Genomic DNA, 245 nt, shown 5'->3' on the forward strand with positions numbered 1-245 from the left:
TGTGATCAGAGGCCCCACGGGGTGAGCAGGCGCGGACCGTCATCCAGGTCGGCCATGTAGATGCCGCCCGCAGTCCGCAGGTCCGGTGCGGCGTCCTCGCCGGCCTGCGAGGTACGCCACGGCGCGCGCTCGCGCGGGCCGGGAATATCGGCTTCCCACGTGCCGTACGGCGTGCGTTCGCCCATCTTGTAGCGGACCGGGATCCGCACGGCCCACGACTCGGCATCCTTGAGCCTGCCGGTGGT

General features: G+C 71.4%; 1 pseudogene. It reads right to left on the reverse strand.

What is annotated here, in order from left to right:
• Window positions 1-5: 5 nt before the first annotated feature.
• Window positions 6-245 (reverse strand): annotated as a pseudogene (locus ACQG3P_RS21710) (energy transducer TonB); the annotation flags it as partial.

The organism is Stenotrophomonas sp. SrG (assembly GCF_050031795.1).
Classification (GTDB): domain Bacteria; phylum Pseudomonadota; class Gammaproteobacteria; order Xanthomonadales; family Xanthomonadaceae; genus Stenotrophomonas; species Stenotrophomonas rhizophila_A.